The sequence below is a fragment of the Pseudoalteromonas sp. 20-92 genome, assembly GCF_030847595.1.
Lineage (GTDB): Bacteria > Pseudomonadota > Gammaproteobacteria > Enterobacterales > Alteromonadaceae > Pseudoalteromonas > Pseudoalteromonas fuliginea.
Map to the genome: position 1 here is coordinate 129,823 of NZ_JANJGQ010000006.1, position 23,354 is coordinate 153,176.

A 23,354-nucleotide genomic window follows, 5' to 3' on the forward strand; every position below is an offset into this window, starting at 1 on the left:
CTATTGAGTTATAAAAAACCTTGATGTTTTGCATCAAGGTTTTTTTTCGAGTAAAAATAATTAGCTTGTTCTCAGGTTAAAAATTCTAATCTAAGGATTTAGGGACTTAAATTTAGAAAGTAAGTTTATCCCGACTTTATTTACGCCACTACTCAAGCCAAGCGCTAGCTTATCGCTCAGTCCTTTTTTGACTTTATATTTAATTTTATAGATTTGGCGTTCATGTTGCTGCTCTAATAAAGCATCATCACTTGTTTTTATAACATCTACCAAGCCTTTTTCAATAGCTTGCGTTGCAAACCAATGCTCGCCTGTCGCAACTAGATTTATATCTAAACTTGGGCGTTGTGTACTCACAAATGTTTTAAATAAGTCGTGAGTTTGTTCAATTTCTTCGCGAAATTTTTCACGAGCTTTATCCGTATTCTCACCAAATAAAGTCAGTGTACGCTTAAACTCACCAGCAGTTATTTGTTCAAATTCAACATCATTTTTCTTCAATATTTTATTAAAGTTAGGAATTTGAGCAATCACCCCAATAGAGCCAACAATTGCAAATGGTGCAGCGAGTATTTCATCGGCAACACATGCCATCATGTACCCTCCACTGGCAGCCACTTTATCAATTGAGACACTCAAGGGTATGCCAGCATTTTTAATACGCTGTAGCTGCGAAGCAGCAAGTCCGTACCCATGTACAACCCCGCCACCACTTTCTAAACGAATAAGGACCTTGTCTTTACTAGGTTCAGCAATAGAGATAATGGCTGTTATTTCTTCTCGTAAGCTTTCCACCTCGTGTGCATCCATACTGCCCACAAAGTCAATTACATATAAACGAGGTTTAGCTTCGTCTTTATCTGCTTTTTTACTTTGCGATTTAATCTGTTTTTGGTGTGCTTTAAGCTCTTTTTTACCGAGCGTATTTTGCAAAAAACTTTCCTTAAGTTCTTCTAATTGCTCTGATATATCATCTATTTGTATTTCACCTTTTTTAGCTTTTGGCTTAACTGCAGCGCCAACTATTAACATTAGAATAATTGCGATAGCGATAACAAAAGTAACTGTTTTAGCAAAAAACAAACCGTACTCGTATAAAAATTCCAACTGGTTTCTCCATTTATAAATTTCAGCTAATTTAACATGCTTTAAAACAAAAAAAAGCCACTTTTCAGTGGCTTTTAAAGGTTAATTATTTTACTGGTTATTAATCAATCACAACCTCAGGGTTGGAAACTAATAACATACGTCCACGTGCAGCTAAATAAGTAGCTACTTGCAGCTGCATTTCTGCATTAGCAGCAGCACTGCCCTCAACAGTTGAAGCCTTTGCAGCATCTTGAGCTGGCGTTAATATAGAACCATGATGCCCTTTAGTAAATTTAACTAAATAGCTCGAAGGTGTTTCATTTAATGCTTGCGAAGTACTTACTGTTTCAAGACCCATCAAGTTAGCTAATGGAATTGTGCCAGAAATAGGATTATTAGCTGCCATTGGCGGTATCACTTGGTCGGGCTTGTTATCAACACCATCACCCACAACAACATTAGTATAAACAGGAGTACCTAATGCTTTCACCGTGGCAGCGTAGTTAGTTGGATCGCCACTATCAAGTGCTGTTTGTGCCGCAAATGCAAACTGTGTAAATACACCTTGAATGTTAGTAAGTTTAGTCGTTTCACCCGCAGTAGTAAGTGATGCAACATATTCATTGTAACCACATGTTAAGTAAGCTTCCATGTCTGGTACTAATGAGCCACAGTTAGAAAGCGCAGCGCCTTGTAGGTAGACATTAAGTTCATCAGCTTCGGTTGTACCAGCTTGTGAAAGTACTGAACCTTGAATAAATGGACCAAACGCAGCAGATTCAAGTAAGAAGCTTGCTATGCCACCGCCGCCACTTGCAAGTGCTACTGTATTTACATTAAACAGTGGGTCAACAGTAGGCGCCATTGGGCTATTAGCTTGAGCAATAAATGCCGGGGCTACAATAGCCCCTAACGAATGCCCGATGTAGGTAACATCTTTACTATTGATAGTCGTATCGTTAATAAAGTTTAAACCCAAGCGTAAGCCTAATAAATCAGCCGCTGATTGACGTAGGCTATCTCGCGCAACAAGTAATGAACTCAAGTCCATATAACTAAGTACCGAACCTGTTGTTGCATTAAAGTCATCACTTCCATCACCATCAACATCGATACCGCGTTCACCATGTCTTGGGTGGTCAATTGCTACAGTTGCAAAACCTTGAATAGAAAGTTGGGCAGTTAACGCTAGCATACTTTCTTTTTGCGTAGTAATACCATGTTGCATAATTACAACAGGCCAGCCATTTTCTGGCATTTCAATAGCCGGTAATTGTAGTTGCGCACGAACACCGTTAATAATTGGTAAAATAGGTTTTGTTAATTGTACTGGCACATTCGCCATGCTTTGTACTTTTGGAATGGTATTATATTTAGTTAAATGACGCGTGCTGTCTAAACCTAAATCTCGAAGCTGTCCACTACTCAATGCAAAACATAACCCGTCATTCTCACTAATAGGTTCTGCAGGAAAAGCATCACCGGCAACAGCTTTATAACCAAGTATTGCTACCGCGTTATCACACATACCTTGCCAATATGTATCGTTTAAATCACTTATCTCAGTGCCTGTTGGAGTCCCTAGGTACATAGGAAGCATAATGCTACCCTTTTGATATTGAACACCAGAAAAAGCAGGCGATACTTCAACACCTTGTGAAGCAAATACTTGTTGTACATTTACCATTGGTTGTTCTGGTACTTGCACAGCAGGTGTTGCCATACTTGGCTGTTGCAAGCTCACTGCTAACAACTGCTTGATAGTCCCCAGCACAGGTCCTGCTGATTGAATAGTCATCGCACCTGAGAAAATAATGTCGTCTTTCGTAATATTTCCAGAACTAACAACTACATTTTCGTAGCTATTAACTGCGCCCTGCAAACCAAGTTGGGCTGCTGTAATTAATGGCGCTTCTTGTTTAACTAACCCATAAGTTGAAGATGGCTCAATAGAGCGACCCAATGAGTCTTTAAGCCCTGTTGTTAATACATTAATGTATGAACTACCAGCTTTAAATGGTTTTAGAGGAACAATTGCAACAGCATTACCTGAAGCTTGAGTAACAAAGTCAACACCAAAGGTAAGTTCGCCCACTAATTTACAAGCAGTACCTGCAGCTACTACCGAACATTCTTCATCCGTTAAGCTTGCCCCCATTATTACTTCAAAAATTCTAACCGTACCAGGAGCCCCAGCAGACGCTTCATCTAAACTCACACTCGGTGGGAATGTTAAATCAATTTTATAAGGAACCTGCGAAGACCAACCGTCAAGTGCGCCTAGAGCCAATTGTGGGTTGGCATAAGCTGTGCGTGGAATAGACACGTTATCATCATCTAATTCACCAGGAATGTTTAATGTACCGTCTTGGGTACCACTCATTAACAAATCGTTTGGAACAGATATAACTCCATTAGCAGGGTCAAAACTTACTGTTGCCGTTGGAATAACTGGGGCTGTGTCGTTTTTAACATCTTTTAACGTTTCTCCACCGCCACAACCTGCTAAAGCAGCTGTAACCGAGAGTGAAAGTAGCATTTTTTTCATATTGTTGGCTCCGCACATATTTTATTTTTATAGTGTGTTTAATCAGTGTATTAAGTTAAAACAATGTAATCAGGTTATTAATGAGACATTAGACCAGTTAAACTTAACGTAAAGTTTCTATTTTCGCCACCTAATTTTGCAATAAATTCGATTACTTCACGTTTTGCTATGTTAAAATTAAAAAAATCATACAATTTGGTACTTTTATGCACACTTATCAAGCAGCTGAAAACGCACTCAAAGATAAAGTTATTTTAATAACAGGCGCCGGCGATGGCATTGGTAGAGTAGCAGCCATTACATATGCAAAGTATGGTGCTACGGTTATTTTATTAGGTAAAACAACTAATAAACTTGAATGTGTTTACGATGAAATTGTTAATGCAGGTTATCCTAAACCTGCAATTGTGCCTATGGATTTAAAAGGCGCAACGAAGCAAAACTACCGCGACCTTGCCGCAACGATTGAATATCAGTTTGGCCGCCTAGATGGGCTTCTTAATAATGCCGGTATTTTAGGCTCGCTTGGCCCACTTGAGCATTTTTGCTCATCTACGTTCGAAAACATAATGAAAGTAAACGTGACTGCACAAGCGATGATCACTAAAGCCTTGTTTCCGGTTCTTCGTAAATCTGATAATGCATCAATCGTATTCACATCATCAGGTGTTGGTCGCAAAGGCCGTGAATTTTGGGGACCTTATGCCATTTCGAAATTTGCAGTAGAAGGCATGATGCAAACATGGGCATGTGAAGTAGGTAAAACAAACATTCGTGTAAACTGTATTAACCCAGGTGCTACGCGCACTTCAATGCGAGCGGCTGCATATCCAGGTGAAGATAGAGACGCGCTTGCTACACCAGAGGATTTAATGCCTACCTATTTATATCTAATGAGTGACGATTCTAGTGAAGTGAATGGCGAATCGTTAGATGCTCAGGTAAAAAAATAACCCAGCCTAAGTCCTGTGTTATTTAAAAGCACATTAAAAAAGCCGCAATTAGCGGCTTTTTTGTGTTAAATAAATAACTAATTGACTATTTACGTTTAGTCGGCTTAACACGTTGATTGTGTTTTTTAACTGCTTTACGGATTTGGTTGATTTTAGCGCGTTTATCTTTGCGCTTTTCTGGCATAACAGAAAGCTTAGTCTGCGTCTCGCGACCTAATTTAACGGTTTTACGTAAATAGTTTACCGTTTCTAGATCATACTCCATCCAACCACCTTGCGGTACGCGCTTATCTAGCTCCAATTTACCGTAACGAATACGAATAAGACGAGATACTTCCGCATCTTGAGATTGCCATAAACGGCGGACTTCGCGGTTACGCCCTTCATTTAACGTTACGTTAAACCATCGGTTAACACCTTCGCCACCCATTGGGGTTACAGTCGTGAATTTGGCTGGGCCATCTTCAAGCTCAACACCACGTAGTAGGTTTTTAACCGTTTCGTTGGTTACTTCACCAAATACACGTGCAGAGTATTCACGCTCTACTTCATAGCTTGGGTGCATTAAACGGTTTGCTAACTCACCATCATTAGTAAACAGCATCAAACCTGATGTATTAACGTCTAAGCGGCCTACTGCAATCCAACGATCGCCATCAATACGAGGAAGTCGGTCAAATACAGTACGACGCCCTTCTGGGTCTTTACGTGTACTTAGCTCACCTTCTGGTTTGTTATACATAATTACACGACAAATTCTATCTGCTTTTTCTTCAATTTTCACAGTGTGTCCGTCAACACGAATTAAGTCTGTTTCCTCAACACGGTCGCCTAACTTTGCCACTTTACCGTTTACACTAACGCGGTTTGCATCAATGTATTTTTCCATTTCACGGCGCGAGCCTACGCCTGCACGGGCTAGGACTTTTTGTAACTTTTCACCTTGTATACTCATTCGGATGGTTCTCTCACAGAAGGATCACTTAATAACTGGTTAATTTTACTTTGCTGCTCTGTTGGCAGCGCTGGTAAATTATCTAAACCTGTTAACGAAAAATAATCTAAAAATTGTTTAGTAGTTGCATATAAAGCCGGTTTACCCGGAACCTCTTTATGCCCTACCACTTTAACCCACTCTCTTTCGAGTAAGGTTTTTATAATATTCGAACCCGTAGTAACTCCCCTTACTTGCTCAATTTCGCCACGTGTAATGGGCTGCCTGTATGCAATAAGCGATAATGTTTCCAGTAAAGCACGTGAATACTTAGGCGCACGTTCTTGCCACAAATTATTTAACCAAGGGCTTAAACTGCTACATGCCTGAAAGCGATAACCACTACCAACCTCGACTAGACGAATACCACGAGTTTGAAAATGTTCTTGTATAGTATCTATTGCGTCGTTTATTCGCGCCATAGAAATAGCTAAATCTATTAATACTACGTCTTTAAGGTGGCGCTTACTAACAGGCTTATCTGCAACAAAAATAGCTGCTTCAATGATCTCAACTAGTTGTTCATCACTAATTCGCCGACCCGCCATACACACTCTTAACAAATAAAAATACACAGCCATCTATTATGACAGAACAACACCAAACTAGGAAAATATATCTACCAAATAACTAGATTTAAAACACAAAAAAGCCAGTGACAATCACTGGCTTCTAACTTGATTATTTTAAAAGCAAAAATTAGCTGCGTTTAATTGCTTCTAGTGCGTCATCTTCGGCTACAGCATTACCGTATTTTTTAATGTAACCCTTAAACTCACTTCTGCTGATGCGCTTATCTTGGTTTTCATCCATATAACCAAAATGATTTGAAATATCATCATCGTTGCCTTCAGCAATCGAAATATAACCGTTGCTATCATTATCTAAACTTGAAAAACTACTCTCAATTTTATCAAACTTAGCTATTTCAGCTTTAAACGCTGATTCACTTACGTCACTATCAGTCGCCACTTTACCTGCATTTAGCTGCATGTAGGCGTTAAATTCTTTACGGCTAATTTCATTATCCATATTGGTATCAATATTCGAAAAATGCTCCCAGATGCTATCATCATCCGCTTCGACTTTTGAAATGTAGCCATCGCTGTCATTGTCCAGGCTTGCAAAATCACTGTCTATTTTCTCAAGGCCTTGATTTGAAGAACAAGCCGCGAGGCTCAAAGATGCTAAAATTGTTGTTGCTAATGTTAACTTTTTCATAAGACGTGTCCTTGTAATTAAATAAATGTCACTTTAGCTAATACAATTCGGATGCCAATGTTAATTAACTAATTAAAATCAAATAGTTACAAATAAAAAGAGCATTTAACAAACAATTTCAATAAGTTATATCTGAAAACTTTGCAAAGTGCTTTGTAATTTTTGCAAAAAAAAGCCCAGTATATATAAATATACTGGGCATGCTTTTCAAATTTTTGTGTTATTAAATAGCCGCATTTTGATAACGTTTTACAAAATCAGTTACTTTTTGACCATTACACTTTAGAGAGTTTAAATTACCGATTTTTTGACGAACTGGCGCTAAACCTTGTTTCAAAGCAGTCATACACAGTTGTGTTTCTTGTTGAGTGTCTTTAGCAAACACTTCAACTTTAGTTTTAATCACTTCAGTAGTTGTTCCTTTTTTAGCAATATCACGAATATCTTCGCCATTACACAAAATACTTTGTGAAAAGCGTGATAAAAACACACCATGCTGGGCTGCTTCTTTACGAGCGGCAGAAAAGCCTTCATTGGCACTTAATACACACAATTTAGATTCTATTTTATTATCTTTACTAAAATACGAATTACTTTGTGCCGAGACCGTAGTTGATGCTAAAAGTGCTGCAGCTAAAATTAGTTGTGTTTTCATGTGAGATCCTATTTGAACGAGCTTATTGAGTGATTTCGCGCATTATATAACCTGCTTTTTAGATATCAATTGAATTTTTTATTTATTTAACAAATTAATATAGCATTAACAATGTTTAAACTTTAAACACCATTTGGTCAACAATTATGCAGCGATTTTATCCATTTCAGTCATGTTATGTACGCGTAAATACTGATACAATTTAGTGCATTAAATAGAACCAATTTTAAGGTAAATTCAATGAAAGTGATTTCTTTCAATATCAATGGTCTGCGTGCTCGTCTTCATCAATTACAAGCAATTATCGATAAACATCAACCAGACGTGATTGGACTGCAAGAGATTAAGGTTCATGATGAGGCGTTCCCACTAGAAGATGTGCAAAAAATGGGGTACCACGTTTATTACCATGGTCAAAAGGCACATTATGGTGTGGCTATGTTATGCAAGAAAGAGCCTAAATCGGTCTTAAAAGGATTTGCTACCGATACAGAGGAATCGCAAAAACGCATGATAAGCGTTACTGTAGAGCAAGAAAACGGCCGTGATTTAACCGTAGTGAATGGCTATTTCCCGCAAGGCGATAATATCAATCACGAAACTAAATTTCCTTATAAACGCCAGTTCTATATTGACTTGATGACTCACCTTGAAACAAACCATACACCCGATCAAGATATAATTGTTATGGGCGATATCAACATATCACCTACCGATTTAGATATTGGTATTGGTGAAGTAAATGCTAAACGTTGGTTAAAAACGGGTAAATGTTCTTTCCAACCGGTAGAGCGTGAATGGCTTGCAACATTACTTAATTGGGGCTTTAAAGACACCTTTAGAGAACAAAACCCAGAAACAGACGATCAATACTCATGGTTTGACTATCGCTCTAAGGGGTTTGTAGATAACCGAGGACTTCGAATAGATGTAGTACTTGCAACTAATGAGCTTGCAGCATGCTGTATAGATACTGGTATTGATTACGAACTGCGCGGTATTGAAAAACCCTCAGATCATGCCCCTATATGGTCAACATTTAAGTAATTACTATGCTCAGCATAACAATACAAGGGCTACTTTGGGCCCTTGTAATTATTATTGCCCTACTAAGCTTTGATAAAAAAACATATAAAACATTGCTTAATACGCCAGCCCGTCAAACTGGCGTGCTTGCATGTGCGTTAGTGTTTGCAGTGCTTTGGCGAATAAAAGCAGGAATTTTAACTGGCCTCGATTTACACATATTAGGCGTTACAGCTGCAACATTAATTTTAGGCTGGCGATTGACTATTTTAAGTAGCCTACTTGCCACAGCCCTACTGACTGCATTTGGTCAAATTGAACTTGAACTGTTACCAGTTCAACTGCTTATTGGTGCGTTTATTCCTATTTTACTAAGCTACTTTGGCTTTATAATTAGTTACCAGTATTTACCTCGTCATTTTTTTGTTTATATATTTGTTTGTGCGTTCATAACTGCAGGGGTTATAGCCTGTATAAAAATAAGCCTAGGTGCTTTATTTTACTTAGCTATAGGGCAATACAATTGGCAAGAACTCGCAGATAACTACGTTTATTTAAGTGCCATAATTTGGTTTCCTGAAGCAATGCTCAACGGTATGGCTATAACAGTTATGATCACCTATCGCCCGCATTGGGTAAAAACTTTTTACGATAAGGACTACCTAGACTCATGAGTCTACAATATCAATGCCCACTGTGTAACCACGCACTTTTGAAAACTGATTCAACACTTCGTTGTGCTAACAACCATAGCTTTGATGTTGCTAAAGAGGGCTATGTTAATTTACTGCCTGTGCAACAAAAAAACTCAAAACAACCAGGCGATTCGCTTGAAATGGTACAAGCTAGGCGTGCATTTTTAGAGCGTGGCTATTATGGCTTTTTGCAACAAAACCTTAGCGACATAATCAGTAATATAAGTGCAAATACTATTATTGATTTGGGATGCGGTGAAGGGTTTTATACTCAAGCAATAGCAAGTAAAACAAACGCAGTTGTGTACGGCGTCGACATTTCAAAATCTGCGGTTAAATATGCAGCAAAGCGCTACCCTAATTGCAACTTTAGTGTGGCATCAATTAGCCAAGCGCCTTTTGAAAGCCAATTTGCTGATGTACTTGTTAGCGTATTTGCACCTTTGTTTGAGCAAGAGCTTGAGCGCCTTGCAAATCAAAGTGCAACGTTAGTGGTTGCAAGCCCAGGTCCTTGTCATTTAAAAGAGTTAAAGTCGTATATATATTCAAAAGTAAACGAACATACTGAAATATCTTCGCCAAAAGGGTTTCAAAAATCAGAGCAAGCTCTTTTAACAGAGCATGTCGCGCTTAGCTTTACTGATATTAAAAACTTAATAATGATGACGCCATTTGCATGGAAGTTCAGGCCAGAACATTGGGAAGCACTTAAGGAAAAAGGCGAGCATACTGTCACCTTGTCATTTTACATTACGCAGTTTACAAAAACTGCATAATCAAATTTGGGGTTATTTAGGCGTAAGTTTAACGACGTCTAAAATTGCTCTTTCGTAAACGCTTTATCCATTTTATCAAACATGTCTTTAAGTAGACTCGCAAGCTCCAAATAACGAGGCTTTTTTTCGCTTAACTGCGCTTGATAACCGTTGGCAACCATTTTTGTATAAAGCTCGTGATACCACTTTTGCATGGCTGGCTCTAAAGGTGTTTGCGCACGCTTACCTAGCCATAACAACCCTTGTAACGGTAACGAGATAAAAAATAAAGCACTCGCAATAGCTTGCGGTAAGAAGTCTGGACCTAGGTAATTCAGCTGAAAAAATAACGTAAGCATGGCTAAAATAGGCATAACTGTGATCGCAAGATCAGTAGCTTTAATAACCTTAAACTCGATGAATAGAGGTGCTAACTCTTTTCTCATTGGCCATTGTTTTGCATACAACCGCCCTGTTTGTACTTGTGACATCACACTTTTTTGCATCATGACTCCTCACAGTGACTCTATTAAAACACAATACTAAATTGATTATCTCTAAAGTGTAACACAATTTTAAGGGCTTTTACTTTCTCAGTAAAAGTGCTTAATTTTGCTGTTAAAGTGTGCAAAACACTAAACTAAATTCCATAACTGGGGTAAAATATTTCGCATTGATTCAGCTACATTTTAGTTTAGCTTAATTAAATGTTTTAGCCTTATTTATCACTCTGAGTGTAACGATTAATGTTTCACGTTCACTTACTAAATTTTGTTTATGGAAATGAATTTATGCCAACAACCTCCCCTAAGTCACAACACGTTTTAGTACTAAATTGTGGTAGCTCCAGCTTAAAATTTGCCATTATTGATGCAAACACGGGCCACGAAATTATATCTGGTCTAGCAGAACGCTTAGGTGCAACAACTCCTTCTATAAAATATAAATTCAACGGCGCTAAAACTGTCATTAACTTAGTAGCAGGTCAAGCCCATGCAGAGGCAATAGATACGTTAGTAAGCCTAATAAAAGATCATAGCTTAGATGAGCAACTTATTGCTGTGGGTCATCGTGTTGTGCACGGCGGCGAGCATTTTACGCAATCTGTTTTGATTGACGAGAAGGTCATTGCGGGTATTACACAGGCAGCAACACTTGCGCCACTTCACGGACATGCTAATTTGTTAGGCATTGCATCTGCACAGGCATCGTTCGAAGGCTTACCACAAATAGCCGTATTTGATACTGCGTTCCACCAAACGATGAATGAAGTAGCTTACCTTTATGCACTGCCATATAAGCTATATACAGAATTTGGCGTTAGACGTTATGGGTTTCATGGCACAAGCCACTTTTATGTTGCAGGCCAAACAGCAAAACTACTTAATCAACCTATTGAGCAAAGTAACTTTATCAGTGCCCACTTAGGTAATGGTTGTTCAGTGTGTGCTATTAAAAATGGTAAGAGTGTAGATACCAGTATGGGCCTAACACCACTAGAGGGCCTAATGATGGGCACCCGTAGTGGCGATATAGATCCAGGCCTGTTTAACTTTTTAACCACGCAGCTCGATTACACTGCACAGCAAATAGATAACTTGCTCAATCAAAAAAGTGGTTTATTAGGTATCAGCGAGCTTTCTAATGATTGTCGCACAATCGAAGAAGCGGCTGTTGCCGGTAATAAAAAAGCAATACTCGCGCTTGATATGTTTTGCTACCGTCTTTCAAAACAAATTGCCGCTTATATGGTACCACTACAACGCCTTGATGCGATTATTTTTACCGGCGGTATTGGCGAAAACTCTGATATTATTCGTGAAAAAGTAATCTCACAGCTTGCCTTTTTAGGACTCGATTGCGATCAACAAGCTAATCTTAATGCTCGTTTTGGCCAAGAAGGTATTATTAGCTCTTCACAGGCACGTAGTAAAGCCGTTGTCATGCCCACAAATGAAGAGTGGGTTATTGCACTTGATGCTGCAAACATAGCAAAGGAGCTTTAATATGGCGCGTCGTATTATGTTAATTCCTGTCTCTACAGGTGTTGGTCTAACCTCTGTCTCTGTTGGTTTAGTCCGCGCTCTTGAGCAAAAAACAGTTAAAGTTAACTTTTTTAAACCAATTGCGCAGCCCCGCTCGGGTGAAACGGGCCCTGAAAAATCAACGCAAATAGTTACCCAAGGCTCACCGATTAACCCACCTACACCTTTTGCACTCGATTACGCAGAGCAAATGATTGGCGATGGCAAAGGTGACGACCTACTAGAGGAAATTGTTGAGCGTTTTGAGAGCAAAATAAACAACGATGAAGTAGCCATCATAGAAGGTATGGTCCCTACTCGTCGTCAACCTTACGCTGGACGTGTAAATCGTGAAATTGCACAAACACTTGGCGCCGACATTGTATTTGTACTCACCCCCGGTAATTACAGCATTACACAAATAGAAGACCGCCTTGAAATCGCAGCGGGTAACTATGGTGGAATTGATCACCCTCGCGTACTTGGCTGTATTTTTAATAAAGTAAATGCGCCACTTGATGAAGAGGGCCGCGCTCGCGCCGATTTAGTTGACACATACAAACCAGAAGAACTTGAAAACGAATTAAATCGTTTAGCGTCGTTACCTATTTTTAGAAAAAACCCGTTTATGCTACTTGGTGCAATCCCTTGGGATTTTGACTTAGTCGCACCTCGCGTAAAAGATTTAAGCGCGTATTTAAAAGCAACGATAATTAACGAAGGCGATATGCTGCATCGTCGTCTGCGTCGTATTACTTTTTGTGCGCGTACAGTGTCAAATATTTTAAATTACTTTACCCCAGGTGCCTTATTGGTAACACCAGGCGATCGCTCAGACATACTCGTAGCTGCATGTTTATCAGCTATGAATGGCACTAAGCTTGGCGCTATATTACTCACCGGTGGCTTTGAGCCAGAGCCACGTATTATGGCCTTGTGTGAGCAAGCTATGCAAACTGGCTTGCCTATACTCGCTACTGATGGCGATACATGGCGCACCTCGTTATTACTGCATAACTTTAATATGGAAGTACCAAACGACGACGACCAACGAATTGAAAAAGTAAAAGATCATAACGCTGAACATATTGATTCTGACTGGTTAGACACGTTAGCAAAAAGCGTAGGTAAAACACGTAAATTATCGCCTCCAGCATTTCGTTACTTGTTAACAGACAAAGCCCGTAAAGCCGGAAAAACAGTTGTGCTACCAGAAGGCAATGAACCTCGTACCATTAAAGCGGCTGCTATTTGTGGCCAACGCGGCATTGCTAAAACTATATTGCTTGGCGATCGCGAAGAAATAATGCGCATTGCAGAGCAACAAGGGATTGAGCTTAACGAACACGTAAGTATTATTGAGCCTAAAAGCATCATTAATGATTATATTGCGCCTATGGTCGAAATTCGTAAAAGCAAAGGTCTAACTGCCGTAGTCGCGCAAGAGCAACTGCAAGATAACGTCGTACTTGGCACAATGATGCTTGAGCAAGGTAAGGTAGATGGCTTAGTGTCGGGTGCAGTAAACACCACTGCCAATACAATTCGCCCACCACTGCAGTTAATTAAGACAGCGCCAGGATCATCGTTAGTATCATCCGTGTTTTTTATGCTGCTGCCTGACCAAGTGTTAGTTTATGGTGACTGTGCGATTAACCCCGACCCTAATGCTGAACAACTTGCAGATATAGCTATTCAATCTGCCGACTCTGCTGCTGCATTTGGTATAGAGCCGCGTGTAGCTATGATCAGTTACAGTACGGGTACGTCTGGCACGGGCGCTGATGTAGAAAAAGTACGCGAAGCCACAAAAATAGCGCAGCAAAAGCGTCCTGATTTAATCATTGATGGGCCACTTCAATACGACGCAGCCATTATGGAAAACGTGGCACTTAAAAAAGCACCTAATAGCCCTGTTGCAGGTAAAGCGACTGTATTTATATTCCCTGATTTAAATACAGGCAATACTACCTATAAAGCAGTACAACGTAGCGCTGATTTAATAAGTATTGGTCCAATGCTACAAGGTATGCGCAAACCTGTTAACGACTTAAGCCGTGGTGCATTAGTTGATGATATTGTGTATACCATTGCACTAACGGCCATTCAAGCAGCACAAGCTGAAGCACTTAATTAAACATCAACACTCACATGTGCTTTTTATAGCCTAGCTATTATTTATTTAATAATTAACTAGTTAGGCTATTTATACCCTGCAACCCCCATACTTATCCACAGAAATTGTGGGTAAGTTTTTCTACCTTCGGGAATTAACTCACTTACTATCAGGTTAGTTACTGTTACACCTTTAATTTAAAGCTAATAATCTATACTATAAACCTACCGATATTGCTGTTTCGCAGGTTTTTAATGTCAAAACAAACATTACAATTACACAGCACCGTTTTATCTATACATAGCTTAGATATAGATGCCGACATACCTGCGGCGCTGTTAAAACTCCCGTTGTTTTTTATTTCTAAAACCCACGACGAACTTTCAATTGTATGCCCTAGTAGCTTTGAAATAAACAGCCTAGACACAGAGCCAAATTGGCAAGCACTTGAAGTTGTTGGCCCACTTGGTTTTTCGCTGACCGGGATAATGGCCAATATTTCGGGCGTATTAGCACGTGCTAAAATATCTATATTTTCAATTTCAACCTACGATACCGATTACATACTTGTAAAAAAGCAGACTGCACTTCAAGCTATTACGGCACTAAAAAAAGATGGCTACAATGTGGTGGCTGAATAAATTATGAAAGCACAAAAAGTAGAATATATTGCGCAAAACAAAATACCTCGTAACGCCATTAATATTACCAGCCCTTTTTCAGGCAAAGTACTGGAGCTAAATGAACATCCAGAACCTTTGTTTCGCTTTGGCACACTTGGGCCAGGTATTATAGTGCAACTAACTAACCATAAAATTTTAGCGCCGTTTGATGGCACTTTATTACAGGTAAAAAATGCAGGCACGGAGTTTATATTACAAGCAAAAAATGGGTTAAAAGTGTTAATCAACTTAACCATTTCAACATCGCAACCAATTACACACACTCATATAGCACAGCTCAATGGTAGCAAAATAATCAAAGGCCAACGCCTTGCTTATTTTGATTTACGAGAGCTTGATACTCCTATGCTTGCTAGCCTAATTTTACTAAATGGCCACAACCTTGGTACATTTCATTACTCTCACTCACTGGTACAAGCGGGTGAAGACACTCTATTAACTATTATTAAGAAGAATTAAATCTATGATTACCTTATACGGCATTAGCAATTGTGACACGATTAAAAAAGCTAAAAAATATTTAACCGATAACAATGTCGAATTTACTTTTCACGACTACCGTAAAGATGGCGTGAATGAGCAAATGGTGAGTGACTTTGCTGATAAGCTTGATTGGGAACAGCTTGTTAATAAACGTGGTACTACTTATCGTGCATTAACTGATGAGCAAAAACAAAGCTTAACTAAAGAGAGTGCTATTTCACTGTTAGTTGAACAACCTGCAATGATCAAACGTCCGGTACTCGTAAACAATGGCAGCTACCATTTAGGTTTTAAAGCAGTTCAATACGATGAGATTTTTAAATAATGACTGTTGACGTAATTGCACTCGCTCAAGCGCTAATCCAACGAGAGTCAGTAACCCCCGAAGATGCTGGCTGCCAACAAATGATGAACGATCGCCTTGCTGCGGTTGGTTTTAATATAGAGCCATTATTTTTTACCGACACACTTAACACTTGGGCTCGAAAAGGCACACAATCGCCGCACTTTTGTTTTGCAGGTCACACCGATGTGGTGCCAACAGGCCCTGAAAAAAATTGGCAACATCCGCCGTTTTCAGGATTAATAGAAGACGGTCTCTTACATGGCCGTGGCGCTGCCGATATGAAAGGCTCACTTGCAGCAATGCTTGTAGCAACCGAGCGTTTTGTTACTAAGCACCCAGATCATAAAGGTTCAATTTCATTTTTAATTACTTCTGACGAAGAAGGTCCATTTGTAAACGGGACGACTCGTGTAATTGATACGCTAGAAGCACGCGGTGAAAAAATCGATATGTGCCTAGTTGGCGAACCTTCATCAAAAGATGTACTAGGTGATGTTGTTAAAAATGGTCGAAGAGGCTCACTCACCGCTTTTTTAACCGTTAAGGGCGTACAAGGGCATGTAGCCTACCCACATTTAGCACAAAACCCAATTCATCTAGCAACCCCTGCACTTACTGAACTTAGCCAAACGGTGTGGGATAACGGAAATGAATACTTCCCTGCTACCAGCTTTCAAATTTCAAATATTAATGGCGGCACAGGTGCTGGTAACGTGATCCCGGGTGAACTAGAAATACAGTTTAACTTTAGATTTAGTACGCAAGTAACGCATGAGCAATTACAACAACGTGTAAATGACATTCTACAAAAGCATAACTTAAATTATGAATTAAGTTGGATAGTAAATGGTTTGCCTTTTATTACCGAGCACGGCCCCCTTGTTGATGCCACAGTCAATGCTATTAAATCGGTAACCGGTTTAACCACAAACCTAGAAACCACAGGTGGCACATCTGACGGGCGTTTTATTGCGCAAACAGGTGCTAAAGTAATTGAACTAGGGCCACGTAACGCTACTATTCATAAAGTAGATGAATGCGTAAGTACCGATGATTTAATAGCCCTTACCAACATTTACGAGCAAATATTAGAGCAACTTTTAACATAATGGATGCCACTCAACCAACACCAATAATGTGTATTACAGGGCAAAGTGATACACATTTAACTGATATACAAAATCATCGCTTGCACAGCGCTATTATTAGCGACTTTTTAGCGCTGCAAAGTGCAGCTCAAAAAGCGGGATTTGATCTTACTATTGCCTCAAGTTTTCGCGACTTTGAACGTCAGTCAATTATTTGGAATAATAAGTTTTTAGGTAGTCGACCTGTTTATAATAAACAGCAAGAAGTTGTAGATTTAACTAAGCTAAGCGAGATTGATAAATGTATAGCAATAATGCTCTACTCTGCACTACCTGGGGCAAGCAGGCATCATTTAGGGACTGACTTAGATGTGTTTGATAAAGCTGCGGTAAGTGATGATTATAAACTGCAGCTAGCACCTGATGAATACCTGCAAGGTGGGCCGTTTGCACCTTTAAGTAACTGGCTTGATGACAACTTGGGTAAGTTTGGCTTTTATCGCCCTTACCAGCATGATTTAGGTGGCGTCGCACCTGAGCTTTGGCATATAAGCCATATTAAGCAATCACAATTATTAGTGAATAAACTTAGCGAGCAAGTACTTTTTGAATGTATAAAAAACAGTGAACTACAGGGCAAGCAGGCAATACTTGATAACTTACCTGCTATTTATACACGCTTTGTAACAAACGTAAGCCCCCCCTAAAAGAAGGCTCGCTCAAATAATATTATGCCTTCTTTTTATTTAAAATAAATACCAGCACAGCGCCTAAAATTAACGCGCTTGCGACTACAAACTCCATTGTTACCTGCTCTGATAAAAACAAAACCCCGGCAATGGCTGCAAGTACCGGCACACACAACTGCACAACAGCAGCTTGGGTACTTTTAAGCAGTGGCATAGCTACATACCAAACACTGTAACCAATCCCAGATGCTATCGCACCCGAGGCACACGCAAGTAACACCCCTTCAATACTCATATTTTTTAAATAACTCATACCTACAAGTAATAAAACAGGGATAGCCACTAAGCTTCTTATAAAGTTAAACCCAGTAGTACGCAGTGGCGATACACACACTTTACCGCGAATACTGTAAATACCCCATGCTATACCGCTGAGTGCCATAAGTGATGCACCAAACAGTGAAGGCACTGCAGCGGATGGCAGCATTAAATATACAAAGCCGCCTAGCGCCACTATAAACGAGCACCACTGAAGCACATTTAATTGCTCTTTTTGATAAATACCCCAGCCAATCATAGTAAGTTGCACAGCGGAAAACAAAATAAGTGCGCCAGTGCCTGTATCGAGCTCTACGTAGGCAATCGAAAAACAAAGTGCATAAACCAAAAGGCTAATACTGCTTTGCCAGCTTCCTCTGTCACTTATAATAGCGGGGTTAAATGTGCCTTTACGTTTTAAATTATGGGTATAAATAGCCATTATAATGCCCAAACACGCTGCACCACTTAGTAAGCGAATAGCTGTAAAGTTCCAAGCATCTATATAGCCTTCGGCTAAAGCCATTCTGCAAAAAAGAGAATTTGCGGCAAACGCAATTAAAGCAATGATTGTGTATATGGTGGCTTTCAAAAAAATTCCTTTGCAACAAAAAACATTGTTGTTTAAACTTACTCGTTAATTAACCAACCACATTCAAGCCACTGATTAATTTTAGTAATTAAAAACCCAGCGATTTGCTCACCAGGGAGCTCATTTAAACAGGATTGGCATAACTGTGCAAAGGGTGTGTTTTGTTTTAATAGATTCAGTAAGCGATGCTCTTGTGCATCAACGCTTAAATATTGTGTACGCCTGTCAATATCACGTGCAATAACCCAAAAACGAGGTTCTGAGGCTATTGGTTCTGGCGGTGTTTGCTTTTCTTTTATTGCCTGCCAACTTTCAACCGCCAACGTATTAAACGCGACTAACTGTACACTTGGATGTAATTTTAATAGTAAATTTGGCCATTGCTGTGGTTCAATACTTTCAAGCTCTGATACATTGAGTAATGTTTTATCGCTTGCATCAAACGCGCTTAGCAATAGTCGTTCAAATTTGGCTATATCTGCAAGTATGGGGTAATCGTTAAAAGGAGTATTGGTGGCTAAGTAATCAGGTAATTTATCTGCAAAAATTCGTAGTGACGTATGAGTTGAAGGATATAAAGCTAAATAACCATCAACCATCATCTCAAATAAATCATCACCTAAGTAAATGCCCAACTGTTCGTGATCTTGTTCTACAACAGCTCTTAAACGAATTTTATAAGCGTTTTGATAAATAGAGAGTCGCTGTTGTGTATTTAACTGCCCTTGCTGCGCAATTTGCTCGCTAATATCCGAACTTTCACCTTGCAGTAAATCCATAAACTGTTGTTGCAGCTTCGCTAAATCGCTCATGCTCTAATATCCCAAAACGGTTTCACTAGCGTTTTAGCATGCTCAAGCTCAGTTATTAAATCATCAAGGGAGCCAATATTATCATCGCGTTCAATCATAGTACTTACAGGACCTAATGTTTTTGCATACTGAGCATATAAGTCCCATACCGCATCTGGGACATCTTCATCATGAGTATCTATAATATGCGTACCAAAGTCTTGATGTCCTGCTAAGTGAATTTGCGCAATAGCAGTACTCGGAATAGCCGATAAATAATCCATTGCGTTAAAGTCGTGATTACGTGCACTTACATAAACATTGTTTACATCCATTAAAAACTTACAGCCAGTTTGCTTATGTAATTGCGCTAAAAATTCCCACTCACTCATTTGTGAAGCGTTGTATGTTAAATAACTCGACACATTTTCAAAAATCATCTCTCGGCCTAGGTAGTCCTGAACTTGCGATATTTTATTAGCTAAATGTTCAAGCGCCTCATTGGTGTAAGGCATTGGCAGTAAATCGTGGCTATTTATGCCGCCAACTTGAGTGAAGCATAAATGATCAGACACCCACTGCGGCTCTACTCTTGCAATGGTGTTTTTTAACTGATTTAAATAGTCTTTGTTGATTGCGTCTGTGCTACCAATCGACATTGATACACCATGCATCACAATGGGGTAATCAGATCTGATTTTATTTAAATAATGCCAAGGTTTTCCACCGGCTACAAAATAGTTTTCTGAAATAATTTCAAACCAATCTACAGCTGGTTTCTCTGCAATAATTTGCTCAAAATGAGGGGCTCTTAGTCCTAAACCAAAACCTAAAAAACGATTTGTCATAAACTTCCTTAATAAGCCTGAATAATAAAATACATCGTTCAGGCTTATTTTATGCGTTCGATAAATTTTTATACCAATTGCATTAAATTAGTGATCTATTATAGCGCTAAGAAAATAACGCAATAAGTGTGCTATTTAATGCGATAAAAAGATCATATTTTTAATAAAATTGGTATTAGCTACTTACAGAACCACCAATGTCACCACATGCTTTTGCTGGCATTGATACAAAACCAGTCCCTTTACACGATGCATGTCCAGCGCACGCGTTATTAGCTGTTTTACAATCGTTATGACCGCCACATACATTTACATCATTACAATGTACTAAATCAGCTTTAGCTACACTGCCAACCCATTTATCTTTTACTTTACCGCCAACGTCAGCACACGCTTTTGCAGGCATAGCTACAAAACCAGTACCTTTACATGATGCTTGACCAGCACATGCATTTTCAGCTGTTTTACAATCGTTATGACCGCCACACACATTTGCATCGTAACAATGAACTAGATCAGTTGTTGCGCCATTATTTGCAACAGAACTTGATGGTGATGTTTCTGCCTCTGTAGCATTACAACCAACTAAACCTGCAACCATTACAGCCATTGCTGCACCTGTGAACTTTTTCATTTTTTATTTCCTCTGAGTGATATAACAAATAGCTAGACCGTAAAAGCTAAATTACTATTTCAGTGTAGTTGATAAAAATTAATAGAATTCACGTTTTGTTCACCAGTGTGATCTTATATTTTTAGATTAGCAGGCAATTTTACTCTACGATTTTTTACAATATTTCACACATTTAGCTAAAAATAATATGTTAATGTATGCAGGTAAATTAAGAGGAGTGCGCAGTGCGCCTAAGTATAACTTTAAGCTTTTGTTTTATTTTAAGTGGGTGTAGCACAATAGGTTTTAGTGACCTATTTAATGACTATGCCACGCAAATGACACCAATAAGAAATGCGATCGAGAAAAATAATATCGAAGAAGCGCAATCCCTTATTGCTAATAATAGCACCCTGCACAGCAGCTACTTACTCAACCAACTCGAGCAAGCTCGTTTAAACGACTTAGCGAATACAGCAAATGATGCACAAAGCAAATTCGAGAATGTGTATACGCAAATGCAAAAAAAACGTGAAGCCGCCAAAATACAGGTAAGTGCAGGGCTTGAACAAAGTAATGCGTTATTTACTAACGACTCAGCCATTACCTATGTTCCACCTGCTTACGAAATGAGCATGCTTCATAGCTATAAAGCACTTAACTATGTATATAAAAATGATATTGAAGGCGCTTTAGTAGAAATTCGTAGAGCTAATAAAGTACAAGTTGATGCACTTGCAGAAAATCAAACTGAAGTAGACTCAACAATAAAAGAAGCGCAACAGCACTACCCGAGTATGAACAATGTAACCAGAGATGTAAAAAATGGCTATCAAAATGCCTACACGTTTTACTTATCTGCTTTGCTTTACCAAAGTGCTAAACAATACGACGATGCTTATATTGATTATAAAAAAGCACTCGCTATACAACCTAACAATATTTATTTACAACAGGACGTAATACGCCTTGCTAAAAAACAAGGGTTTGCGCAAGACTTAAGTGAATTCAAAAAACGTTTTAGTGATGCGCCAACTATTTCTTCATCACAAGGCGAAGTGATTGTTTTATTTGAACAAGGCTTAGTACCAAAACAAGATGAATTTAAACTGCGCTTACCAATTTATTCATCACGTGGCGATGCACGCTTTTATAGCCTAGCAATGCCGGTATATAAAGATAACGCCTATGTGCGCCGTCTTAACACCATAAACATTGATGCACAAAGCTTAACGCTTAGTCCACTGGTACACATTGAAGCACTTGCAGCCAAAACATTAGAAGATCAAATACCTGCAAAAGTAGCCCGTCAAGTACTTAGGTTAGTGGCAAAAGAAAAAGTGCGTGCAGAGTTTACTCGCAGCGCCGGTGATGTAGGTAACATAATTGCCAATATTTATAATTTGGCATCTGAGCAAGCTGATACACGCAGTTGGCTTACGCTTCCAAATCAAATAAGTGTTGCAAGGCAAAACCTAAATACAGGTGAGCATTCTCTGCACATAGGCACACAAGCGCCTATAAATTTCACCATTAGTAAGCAAGGGTTAACGTTAATTTACTTAACCTCTATCAATAACTACTTTAATTACCACGTAGTTCAACTTTAGGAGCCATCATGAAATACATAGCGCCATTATTAGCAGTACTAATGCTAAGTGCATGTTCAAGTAAACCGATTACATCCGGTATTTCTGTTGAACAAAATAAAAGCCAGTTTAATGAGCAATTACGTGTTGATAACCCAGCTTTAAGTAAAAAGCTGACTATAACTGACATAAAGACCCGTCAAACAAACCAGTTAACCGATGTGGTAGTGACACTTTCGAGTCAGTATAAAAAATCACAGTATTTACAGTATCAATTTAATTGGTTTGATAAAGACGGCTTTGTTATTAAAGGCAACCACTCACCTTGGCAAGCACTCACCTTATTTGGTTTTGCAAAAACACAATTACCGGGCTTAGCACCAAGCTCTGATGCAGTTACCTTTTCTTTAGCAGTAAGAGAAGTGTCTACCGAATCACAAGAATTTAAAGATTAAAGGAAACAACCATGATCATCAGTAACAAATTTAAAACAGCATCAACTTACGCTTTAGTTGGCTTGAGCGCTTTAGTATTAAGTGGCTGTGCTAATAAAGCCGTAGTAAGTTATGGCGATGCACAAGCAGTAGAGACAACCGATATTAATTTTGGCTCTACTGACTTACAAAAAGTAGCGAGCCAAATGACCGATTCATTACTCAGCTCACCCGTTGTTGGCACAATGACCGCTAATAAACGCCCTGTAGTATTTGTTGAGCGTATTAAAAACAAAACCAGTGAACACATTGATACTGAATCAATCACCGATTCAATCTCAACACAAATGCTACGCAGCGGTAAGTTCCGTTTTGTAGATATGACTCGTGTTGAGTCAGTACGTGAGCAATTAACTTTTCAAAACGAAGATGCCCTTGTTAACCCTGCTACAGCAGTTGCATTTGGTAAACAAATTGGCGCGCAATATATGTTATACGGAAATTTATCAAGTATCGTTAAATCAAATGCTGATAAGTCAGACGTATACTATAAATTTACGATGCGTCTAATGGATATGGAAAGCGGCCTAGTTGAATGGGCAGACGAAACTGAAATTCGTAAAACGAAAGAAAAATCAACCTTTGGCTGGTAGCTAATACCAATCGGCTTATATATGGGGTCTATTTAACGTTAAGAAAATTACGCTAGTACTAGGCAAAAATTTTTGTATCTAGTGGTTCTAAATAAAAAATTTTTAAAGACGTTATAGCGCAATTTAATTCGTTAAATTAATCAAAGATTTA

At 39.0% G+C, this 23,354-nt stretch carries 25 protein-coding genes; 14 read left to right on the plus strand and 11 right to left on the minus strand.

Going from position 1 to position 23,354, the window contains the following annotated elements; genetic code table 11:
* Positions 1-90 precede the first annotated feature (90 nt).
* Entirely contained in the window at positions 91-1,107 is a 1,017-nt protein-coding gene (sohB, locus tag NRL14_RS08240) for a protease SohB (protein ID WP_149614803.1), read from the minus strand.
* Positions 1,108-1,207: 100 nt separating this feature from the next.
* On the minus strand, positions 1,208-3,637 hold the full coding sequence (locus NRL14_RS08245; protein ID WP_306724422.1) for a VolA/Pla-1 family phospholipase: 2,430 nt from the start codon (positions 3,635-3,637) through the stop codon (positions 1,208-1,210).
* A 206-nt stretch (positions 3,638-3,843) separates the two neighbouring features.
* On the opposite strand from NRL14_RS08245, the gene NRL14_RS08250 reads away from it, so the two are divergent.
* Positions 3,844-4,590, plus strand: a complete 747-nt coding sequence (locus NRL14_RS08250) for a YciK family oxidoreductase (protein WP_007375386.1) — start codon at positions 3,844-3,846, stop codon at positions 4,588-4,590.
* 85 nt (positions 4,591-4,675) lie between these two features.
* Here the strand turns inward: NRL14_RS08250 and rluB are convergent, their stop codons facing one another.
* From rluB to NRL14_RS08270, 4 genes are all read right to left on the minus strand, one after another.
* Entirely contained in the window at positions 4,676-5,545 is an 870-nt protein-coding gene (gene rluB / locus NRL14_RS08255; RefSeq protein ID WP_002959716.1) for a 23S rRNA pseudouridine(2605) synthase RluB, read from the minus strand.
* The gene (gene scpB / locus NRL14_RS08260) at positions 5,542-6,132 is read right to left on the minus strand and encodes an SMC-Scp complex subunit ScpB (protein WP_007375387.1); all 591 of its coding nucleotides are present in this window, start codon (positions 6,130-6,132) and stop codon (positions 5,542-5,544) included. The genes rluB and scpB overlap by 4 nt, the downstream gene beginning before the upstream one ends.
* Before the next feature lie 151 nt (positions 6,133-6,283).
* Positions 6,284-6,805 (minus strand): EF-hand domain-containing protein, encoded by a 522-nt coding sequence (locus NRL14_RS08265; protein ID WP_007375388.1) that lies wholly within the window; start codon positions 6,803-6,805, stop codon positions 6,284-6,286.
* Positions 6,806-7,028: 223 nt separating this feature from the next.
* A complete protein-coding gene (locus tag NRL14_RS08270; protein WP_008134083.1) occupies positions 7,029-7,460 on the minus strand; it encodes a hypothetical protein in 432 nt (143 codons plus the stop codon).
* A 240-nt stretch (positions 7,461-7,700) separates the two neighbouring features.
* Here NRL14_RS08270 and xthA point away from each other — a divergent pair, with 240 nt between their 5' ends.
* Genes xthA through NRL14_RS08285 form a run of 3 tightly spaced genes read left to right on the plus strand, consistent with a single transcriptional unit; the run spans position 7,701 to position 9,957 of the window.
* Entirely contained in the window at positions 7,701-8,507 is an 807-nt protein-coding gene (gene xthA, locus NRL14_RS08275) for an exodeoxyribonuclease III (protein ID WP_306724423.1), read from the plus strand.
* Between the two features lie 5 nt (positions 8,508-8,512).
* Complete coding sequence (locus NRL14_RS08280) at positions 8,513-9,160, plus strand: energy-coupling factor ABC transporter permease (RefSeq protein WP_306724424.1); 648 nt, start codon at positions 8,513-8,515, stop codon at positions 9,158-9,160.
* The gene (locus tag NRL14_RS08285; protein ID WP_007375392.1) at positions 9,157-9,957 is read left to right on the plus strand and encodes a putative RNA methyltransferase; all 801 of its coding nucleotides are present in this window, start codon (positions 9,157-9,159) and stop codon (positions 9,955-9,957) included. Before NRL14_RS08280 ends, NRL14_RS08285 begins: the two co-directional genes overlap by 4 nt.
* A gap of 38 nt (positions 9,958-9,995) precedes the next feature.
* On the opposite strand, the gene yfbV is transcribed toward NRL14_RS08285, so the two are convergent.
* The gene (gene yfbV / locus NRL14_RS08290) at positions 9,996-10,442 is read right to left on the minus strand and encodes a terminus macrodomain insulation protein YfbV (protein WP_007375393.1); all 447 of its coding nucleotides are present in this window, start codon (positions 10,440-10,442) and stop codon (positions 9,996-9,998) included.
* Between the two features lie 285 nt (positions 10,443-10,727).
* Between yfbV and NRL14_RS08295 the strand changes: the two genes are divergently transcribed.
* The 7 genes from NRL14_RS08295 to NRL14_RS08325 all read left to right on the plus strand — a co-directional run bounded on the left by NRL14_RS08295 (position 10,728) and on the right by NRL14_RS08325 (position 17,383).
* Positions 10,728-11,942 carry an acetate kinase gene (locus NRL14_RS08295; protein ID WP_008134088.1) on the plus strand — a complete coding sequence of 405 codons (1,215 nt, stop codon included), beginning with the start codon at positions 10,728-10,730 and terminating at the stop codon, positions 11,940-11,942.
* Position 11,943: 1 nt separating this feature from the next.
* Positions 11,944-14,097, plus strand: a complete 2,154-nt coding sequence (gene pta, locus NRL14_RS08300; protein ID WP_306724425.1) for a phosphate acetyltransferase — start codon at positions 11,944-11,946, stop codon at positions 14,095-14,097.
* 233 nt (positions 14,098-14,330) lie between these two features.
* Positions 14,331-14,717, plus strand: coding sequence for an ACT domain-containing protein (locus NRL14_RS08305; protein ID WP_007375396.1), 387 nt, complete (start codon positions 14,331-14,333; stop codon positions 14,715-14,717).
* Positions 14,718-14,720: 3 nt separating this feature from the next.
* A complete protein-coding gene (locus NRL14_RS08310) occupies positions 14,721-15,218 on the plus strand; it encodes a PTS glucose transporter subunit IIA (protein WP_007375397.1) in 498 nt (165 codons plus the stop codon).
* Positions 15,219-15,222: 4 nt separating this feature from the next.
* Positions 15,223-15,567 (plus strand): ArsC family reductase, encoded by a 345-nt coding sequence (locus NRL14_RS08315; protein WP_008134091.1) that lies wholly within the window; start codon positions 15,223-15,225, stop codon positions 15,565-15,567.
* Entirely contained in the window at positions 15,567-16,697 is a 1,131-nt protein-coding gene (gene dapE / locus NRL14_RS08320) for a succinyl-diaminopimelate desuccinylase (protein WP_306724426.1), read from the plus strand. Before NRL14_RS08315 ends, dapE begins: the two co-directional genes overlap by 1 nt.
* Complete coding sequence (locus NRL14_RS08325) at positions 16,697-17,383, plus strand: M15 family metallopeptidase (RefSeq protein WP_306724427.1); 687 nt, start codon at positions 16,697-16,699, stop codon at positions 17,381-17,383. The genes dapE and NRL14_RS08325 overlap by 1 nt, the downstream gene beginning before the upstream one ends.
* A 22-nt stretch (positions 17,384-17,405) precedes the next feature.
* Here the strand turns inward: NRL14_RS08325 and NRL14_RS08330 are convergent, their stop codons facing one another.
* From NRL14_RS08330 to NRL14_RS08345, 4 genes are all read right to left on the minus strand, one after another.
* On the minus strand, positions 17,406-18,275 hold the full coding sequence (locus NRL14_RS08330; protein WP_306724428.1) for a DMT family transporter: 870 nt from the start codon (positions 18,273-18,275) through the stop codon (positions 17,406-17,408).
* A gap of 38 nt (positions 18,276-18,313) precedes the next feature.
* Positions 18,314-19,087: a DNA-binding domain-containing protein gene (locus NRL14_RS08335; RefSeq protein ID WP_306724429.1), complete on the minus strand. Its 774-nt coding sequence runs from the start codon at positions 19,085-19,087 to the stop codon at positions 18,314-18,316.
* Positions 19,084-19,914, minus strand: a complete 831-nt coding sequence (locus NRL14_RS08340) for a DUF692 domain-containing protein (protein ID WP_007375403.1) — start codon at positions 19,912-19,914, stop codon at positions 19,084-19,086. Before NRL14_RS08340 ends, NRL14_RS08335 begins: the two co-directional genes overlap by 4 nt.
* Before the next feature lie 175 nt (positions 19,915-20,089).
* On the minus strand, positions 20,090-20,548 hold the full coding sequence (locus NRL14_RS08345; protein ID WP_306724430.1) for a hypothetical protein: 459 nt from the start codon (positions 20,546-20,548) through the stop codon (positions 20,090-20,092).
* Positions 20,549-20,772: 224 nt separating this feature from the next.
* Here NRL14_RS08345 and NRL14_RS08350 point away from each other — a divergent pair, with 224 nt between their 5' ends.
* Genes NRL14_RS08350 through lpoB form a run of 3 tightly spaced genes read left to right on the plus strand, consistent with a single transcriptional unit; the run spans position 20,773 to position 23,203 of the window.
* The gene (locus tag NRL14_RS08350) at positions 20,773-22,137 is read left to right on the plus strand and encodes a COG3014 family protein (RefSeq protein ID WP_306724431.1); all 1,365 of its coding nucleotides are present in this window, start codon (positions 20,773-20,775) and stop codon (positions 22,135-22,137) included.
* An 8-nt stretch (positions 22,138-22,145) separates the two neighbouring features.
* Complete coding sequence (locus tag NRL14_RS08355) at positions 22,146-22,571, plus strand: YcfL family protein (protein ID WP_007375406.1); 426 nt, start codon at positions 22,146-22,148, stop codon at positions 22,569-22,571.
* Positions 22,572-22,582: 11 nt separating this feature from the next.
* Positions 22,583-23,203 carry a penicillin-binding protein activator LpoB gene (gene lpoB / locus NRL14_RS08360; RefSeq protein ID WP_007375407.1) on the plus strand — a complete coding sequence of 207 codons (621 nt, stop codon included), beginning with the start codon at positions 22,583-22,585 and terminating at the stop codon, positions 23,201-23,203.
* Positions 23,204-23,354 lie beyond the last annotated feature (151 nt).